Raw genomic sequence first — 6,948 nt, forward strand, 5'->3', positions numbered from 1 at the left:
GCTTTATCTTAGCCGCACAAAACGCGTCTTTGATAGGTAGAAATATCTTCAACGAGATCCCAGCTTTTGCGAACAGAGACACCACGCGAGAAGAGAGCTTCGAGTACGTTTATCAGAATACAGAGTTCTTGGCAGCAGGCGCTAAAATCAACGATCTTGGTTGGAGTGTATGGGCGTGGGATAAAGAGACCACTGTTAATCAGGACTCAAAAGATAACCTGACTCAAACTCTGATCACCTCTTTGACGCTACTGCTTATTTGCGCGGGTTGCGTGTACTACGTTGTTGAAGTTTTGGTTTACCGCCCACTAGGTGGAGAGCCAAGCGAAATAGAAGCGACCGTAGCTAAAGTGGCCTCTGGTGACTTTACCGCAATCAAACAACAACAGGGCAAAGCGATTGGTATCAATGCTGCCGTTAACGATATGGTCAATGAGCTGAGCACCACAATTGAGACCATCCGTAACTCATCGAACGACCTATTTATCTTTGCCGAAGGCATAACCAACGCAGCCGATAGTGTAAACGCAAGTTCCGCTTCGCAAATGGAACAGTTAGAGCAGACTTCGACGGCAATGAACGAAATGTCTGTCGCTGTAGATGAGGTCGCGCAAAACGCCCACCGAGCTTCAGAAGCAGCGATGCAAGCAGCGCAAGAAGCACAGTCTGGCAATCAAACATTTGATACCGTGAATCACAGTATTGTGAGCCTCTCTCAGGGTATTCAGGAAGTGTCTGATGTGATCAATACCGTGGGTGAGAAAACCTCAAGTATTGGCACCGTACTGGACGTGATCAAGGACATTGCAGATCAAACCAACCTGCTTGCTCTTAACGCTGCCATCGAAGCTGCGCGAGCAGGTGAGCAAGGCCGAGGTTTCGCAGTTGTTGCTGACGAGGTTCGTAACCTAGCTAACCGAACTCAACAGAGCACCAACGAAATTCAAGAGGTGATTACTTCACTGCAACATGAAGCCAATAGCTCTATGGAAATGATGCAGATGAACAGAGAGGCATCAAATGTCACCATGGAGAATGCGAAACAAGCACAGGCTTCACTCAATGAAATCTCGAGCTCTATTACCATTATTGAAGACATGAATACACAGATAGCCACAGCGACTGAAGAGCAAACTCTTGTCGCTGGCGAAATCAATCAAAGTATCGTTGACGTCAATGACAAAGCCCGCGAAACACACAACTTGTCGGCATCAAACCAAGAGAAAGCCTCGGAACTTATAGCACTGTCTGAAAAGCTCACGCAAGCAGTCAGTACCTTTAAGCTAAACCGTTAACCTCAACAGCATTTGATAGAAACTGATTAGGGGGAGGCAATTCCCCTAATCACAACGCCAAAGCGAAAACCTCATCTCACTGCCCGGGTGATTTGAGTAAACGATTTCTCGAAGTACCCCTAAACACAACCTCTAGCTGTCTCTTTTCCATCTCGGCAAGGAGAGGCTTTTTGCTTTCTAAATTAAGCATATAACTTCACTAACAATAAGGATAAACCTATGAAGTTAAACAGATTAGCACTTATTACTGCTATGATTTCATCCAACGTTAATGCCTTTCAGGTCTGTAACATCGGCGACGAATATAACGTCTTGGACAGCGAAAGCTTTCATCAGATCCGACAGAAAAACTATGATGCCTTCGGTGAAGGTATTACGCCTGAAAACCTTTTTCCATCAACGCCAGAGCACATTGTCGACTTAAAACCCTCTCTCTCTGAAGCCAGTGATGTTTTCCCTGAAACTGCTACCTTGCTAGAAACAGGACCCGCCTCAGCTGTTACGCTAGCACCTGAAGAAGCGGCAAGACTAATGGACACTTTGGGCCGTTCAACGACAGGGCTAGCGCAAGGTGCACTAGAAGCTCTAGGACCGATTGGCGACGCGGTTGCCGTTGGACTTTGGGCAAATGAGGTCGCAACTAGCTTCCAAGATGAATCACGTACCTCTTACGATCGATTTGCCACTGTAATGGGACTCGTCGATTGGTTTGGCGTTTTAAAGCTGCCGGCGAGAGAGATCGACCGCCAAATTTTGAGTAGTCGCTGGGATAGAATTGCAGCAGGTAACCATTACAGTTATCACGTTCATGAGGATCTCGTCACCCAGCAAGATTTAAGAGACAAAATTTATTGGGCAGAACTCGCCTCAGATCAGCAAGCGATGTTGAACGCCGTTGCACGCGGCTTTGCCACCGATCTTGCCCTCAAATACCAACAACATTATCAAGAGGTGGTAAAGGCTCAGACCATTATGGCGGAAGAGCTGATCACCGCGGTCGATCACGAGCTCCGCAAGGCCATCTTTAGTCAACTAGCTCTTGACCATAAAGACTCTCGTCTGTTTGCATCGGACATTGCCGCTAGCTGTAGCGAAGAAACTCGAGTGCTGGCAGACCTTTATCCTGATCATGATATTGAAGAGAGTAACTCCCTACCACCAGCACTGCCTTCAAAACGCCAAGCGAACCGCGCATTGGCCAAACTTCAGCACTGTCAGCAGAACCTGCTAGATCAAGCCATTGCCAAACTGAATGAGTTGCGAACAGGTCAAATTGAGGGGCTAGACCAAGCTGCAGTTCAACAGTTGTATGCACGCACACTTGCGGCTAAAACACAGATCATCGAAACGGCAGATAATCATGTCAATCTACTGATGAGTAAGCTACAAAGAGAGATGTTCACACAAGGTGATATCGCCATAGAGCGACTATTCCGTTCAGGTTCGGTCGACACCATGCATAATTTCTTCAAGGGACAAGCCGAGCGCAGCGCCATTGATGAGATGACACGCAGTATTCTAGGGCGCCCAGCAACAACACAAGAAATACGAAACAAACAGATCGTCCTGCAAAGTGGTTACGAAAAATGCGTTCGTATTGGCATTCTAGGAGGCGATCCAAACTTTAGGGGTTGCGTTGAGTACGCTTGGGTGCCAGCAGAAACTCGCCCATTTATTCCATCTGAAGATAGCGTTATTGCTCAGATCTTGCCGCCAAGCAAAGAAGCAGTAAAACGCGTGCTTTTCGATTACCTTAGTAACCTAATTGATCATGGTTGGAATGCCGAAGCAGAGGAGCGTTGGTTGGAACAACAGTTGCTGGATTTTTCTGCGCAGCAACGTCTAAAAAAGCAAGCTGAATTCGACAAACAACAGGTTTATCACTGGTTACTGGACTCAAGCGCAATGCTTGAAGGTGAATGTGGTGGCGGTAGCGCATGTGCTGGGTGGAGCTTGTCTTACCTTCAAAAAGAGAACCTTTCACGACAAGCGTCGCTACATTACATCAACAATTGGCACGCAAATTACTCAGGCAAAGGCGCCTATGTGCATTCGAAGCGCTATCAAAAGCTTGGTGGCTTGATCACCACTGCGCTAGAGAGTGAATGGCAGGCTAAGAGAGCCGTCGAGTTTTATAGCTTCACTTACCCAGGTAGCATTGATCTTCAGAAAAATGCGCCACTGATTTATTCTGCACTGAAATCGTCCTCACTGGATCTTGCTCACCTGCAAGGCAACACGCTGCAACTCGCGAAAGGGATCGTAAAAACTCGTCTTGCTGAAGCGATCAGTGTCTCCGACAGCAACGGTGTTGAGTGGCTACATTCACAAGTGGGCCAATTCCAGCGCTATACATCGATCATCCATTCTCAGCATATCTCTACTGGGCACTACGCCTCTGGGGAAGGTGAAGTCACCGCTCTGTTTTCAGAGATGCTGCCTGCTCACCTTATGCGCTACCTGATTTCAGACATCATCCCTGATAGCTACGATGCGCGCATTGAGCGTTCTATCGACGCCATCTTTAACCCAACGTCTGAACTCAATCAAAAACTCGATAAGTTAAGCAATACAAATGAAAACTTTACCGATAAACCGGGCCGTAGCTGCATGATTTACTACCCATACCTTAAGAGCGCACTGCTTGATGTTGCGGCTGATGATGACCTGTATTGGATTTCGCCTATCTCAGAATGGTACGACGCCGTCACTCGCCAACAGCTCAATATGTTTGGGGCTCTGAAATATGCCGTCATCAATCAGAACACTTTCGGCATTCCATGTGATTTAAGCCCTAACAGCTACCAATACCAATAAAGGGCGGACACTATGAATACTCGTTTTTTATTACTGCTCTGTTGTCTGAGTTTTACGACCTTCTCTCAACCGTTTGATTCGCTCAAACAGCCAAACCGTTCAGAGGAAGAAGTGACCCAGCTAGCAGAAGACTTCAAAGACTGGTCAAAGGCTTCCAATGATTGGCGCTATTCCTTCATCACTGCTAATGAAAAGGAAGCAGTGGAAGACTTTTCCATTTCTGGCTATCAGACCGCTAATGACTACCTAAGAGCCACTGACACCTCAACATGGGGTGTCGCAGGGGCGGATGCGAGGCAGTACATTCGCACGGTTAAATCGGCACTCAACAAGCTGCCAAAATACAAAGGGACCGCCTATCGAGGCACTTGGGTAAAACAATCTCTGCTTAATAAGCTCGAAGAGGGGGACGTGTTGGTCGAACCAGCATTTACCTCAACTTCGACTCTCCCAGAAGTCGCTAAGCGCTTTTCAGTAGTGCATCCCAACTCCCCGCAAAGGCTCAAGCGAGTACTGTTTGAAGTCAAGATCAATCAGGGGGGGCACACCATTGCTGGGCTTTCGGAATACAGCAAAGAAGCAGAGGTTCTATTTGCGCCAAATGCACACTTTCGAATCACCCAGATAGAGCGAACCTCTAACCACACCTACATTGGCGTGGAAACGGTAAAGGCATCTGCCGCCAAAAATACTCAGAAATATAACCTCTATTCAGGCGAAGAAGTAGAAGCGTCATTTTGGCACTCTCTCGTTTGTACATAAGCTAAGGATCAAGCAATGAAAAAATTTATTTGGGGGCTTTGCCTCTCTTTATTGACAAGTTTTTCGGCACAGAGTGAGGAGTTTCCAGAGTTTAAAGGCCGTTCACTCTCCTATCAGGCGCAACAACAAATTGCGGATGACCTGATGGATTGGGCAACGACGCACCATGTAAAAGCTGAAAAAAAGATGATCAGTGAAGAGTACTCTGCCATTAAGAATTACGGCCGAGTTGACCATGATGTGGTGAATGAATACATGAGAGCGGGAGAGCCTGAAGGCTACTTATCCGAAATGTTTGGCCGTACATTGAAATCACGCGTATTCCACATGCGAAATGTCATGAATAAACTGCCTAACTACAAAGGTACGGTTTATCGTGGCTCATCCATCAAGAACTCACTGCTCGATAAACTCAACGTGGGTGATATTCTGCATGAGAAAGCGTTTTTATCGACATCAACTCTACCAAGTGTCGCCAAGCACTTTTCTTCAGCCGGTGTTTATGAAGGTGCTTCTGCTGCTCAATTCAAAATTGAACTCAAGTCGGCAGGTCGCGCCATTAACGCGTACACGTTCAAACCAGATGAAGCAGAAATACTCGCGAAGCCAAACACCTACTTTCGAGTAGAAGCGATTGAGCGAGTCTCACCGAAGAAGAACTACATCAAGATGCGTGAAATAAAGAACCCCTCACGGTACCTAAAAGCGGAACCTGATATCCACATTTATGACAGTTACAGCGGTGAAGAAGTCGCGGCTCGCAGCCGCAGTTCACTCTCTTGCCTGTAGTCTAGCGTGCCTGCTACTTTGTAAGCGGCTGATAAAAAAAAGACCATCATAATGATGGTCTTTTTTATTATTGAAGCTGGGGTAATTTAACTGCTTGTTTTACGCATTATCTTGCCACAAATGTATTCGCCAATAGGCATCGCTGAGGTCGCCGCTGGCGATGGTGCATTGCACACATGCAAGCTTCTTGGGCTTTCCGCAAACAGGAAGTCATGAACCAAGGTACCATCCTTCAGTACCGCTTGAGCACGAATACCTGCCGGGTAGGGTTTGAAGTCAGACACAGTGATGCTTGGGCAGTACTTATTAACCAACTTTAGATACCCCGCCTTCCACCACGAGTTTTTGAACTCAACCAAACCGGTTTTTAGGTGCTTAGCCGTCACCTTCCAAAAGCCAGCAAAGCTCAGCATCTGCAAGGTATCCTTAACACTAAAATTCAACTTACCGTAGCCTTCCCGCTTCCACCCTTGAACCGCGTTAGGCCCTACCGTTACCGAGCCATCAATCATGCGTGTTAAATGCACACCGAGGAAAGGCAGTTCAGGGTCAGGGATCGGATAGATAAGGTGGTTCACCACTTGGTTATGTTTAGGATCAAGCTGATAGTATTCACCGCGATAAGGGAGGATTTGGAAGTCAGTTTCAATACCAAGCATCTTGGTCATTCTGTCCGCCATTAGGCCTGAGCAAGTGATCAAAAATCGACTGTTCAACTGCAAGGTTTGCCCATCCACTTTGCAGGTTAACTGAACCTCATCGTCTTGCTCATCAGCCAGGATAACTTCCGTGCCTAAACTCAACTCCCCACCCGCCTCAACAAACTGCTGAGCCATCACTTCAGTGACTTTTTTGTAGTTTACGATACTGGTGGTTTTGACGTAAATCGCCCCTAAACCAGTGATGTTCGGCTCGGCGAGTTTGAGCTGCGCTTGGTCCAATAAATCGACATCAATATCGTTATCGTGACAACGTTGATAGAGCGCGTTCATGCGCTCAACTTCTTGCTCATTGGTCGCAACCAATAACTTACCGCAGTTTTCGACGGGGATATCATGTTGACGACAAAACGCGATAGTACGCTCTGCGCCTCGCTTACAGAAATCCGCTTTCAAGCTACCCGGAGCGTAGTAAACGCCAGCGTGAATCACACCACTGTTGTGACCCGTTTGATGCTGCGCAAAGCCACGCTCCTTTTCGACTAAAAGGATACTTTTATCAGGGTGAGCTTGTTGCAGTTGCCATGCCGTCGACACGCCAACAATGCCACCACCAACGATAATAT

At 47.1% G+C, this 6,948-nt stretch carries 5 protein-coding genes; 4 read left to right on the plus strand and 1 reads right to left on the minus strand.

What is annotated here, in order from left to right; translation table 11 throughout:
* The 4 genes from BCT81_RS08345 to BCT81_RS08360 form a co-directional block, all read left to right on the plus strand.
* Window positions 1–1,295, plus strand: a 1,295-nt coding sequence (locus tag BCT81_RS08345) for a methyl-accepting chemotaxis protein (protein ID WP_102423822.1), incomplete at its 5' end; no start/stop codon positions are given.
* A 219-nt stretch (window positions 1,296–1,514) separates the two neighbouring features.
* Complete coding sequence (locus BCT81_RS08350) at window positions 1,515–4,112, plus strand: hypothetical protein (RefSeq protein WP_102423823.1); 2,598 nt, start codon at window positions 1,515–1,517, stop codon at window positions 4,110–4,112.
* Between the two features lie 12 nt (window positions 4,113–4,124).
* On the plus strand, window positions 4,125–4,874 hold the full coding sequence (locus tag BCT81_RS08355; RefSeq protein ID WP_004736878.1) for an ADP-ribosyltransferase: 750 nt from the start codon (window positions 4,125–4,127) through the stop codon (window positions 4,872–4,874).
* A 15-nt stretch (window positions 4,875–4,889) separates the two neighbouring features.
* A complete protein-coding gene (locus tag BCT81_RS08360; RefSeq protein ID WP_004736880.1) occupies window positions 4,890–5,663 on the plus strand; it encodes an ADP-ribosyltransferase in 774 nt (257 codons plus the stop codon).
* Between the two features lie 86 nt (window positions 5,664–5,749).
* Here the strand turns inward: BCT81_RS08360 and lhgO are convergent, their stop codons facing one another.
* Window positions 5,750–6,946 carry an L-2-hydroxyglutarate oxidase gene (lhgO, locus tag BCT81_RS08365; RefSeq protein WP_241908182.1) on the minus strand — a complete coding sequence of 399 codons (1,197 nt, stop codon included), beginning with the start codon at window positions 6,944–6,946 and terminating at the stop codon, window positions 5,750–5,752.
* Window positions 6,947–6,948 lie beyond the last annotated feature (2 nt).

The organism is Vibrio sp. 10N.261.52.A1, from assembly GCF_002876325.1.
In the GTDB taxonomy this organism is placed as follows: domain Bacteria; phylum Pseudomonadota; class Gammaproteobacteria; order Enterobacterales; family Vibrionaceae; genus Vibrio; species Vibrio chagasii.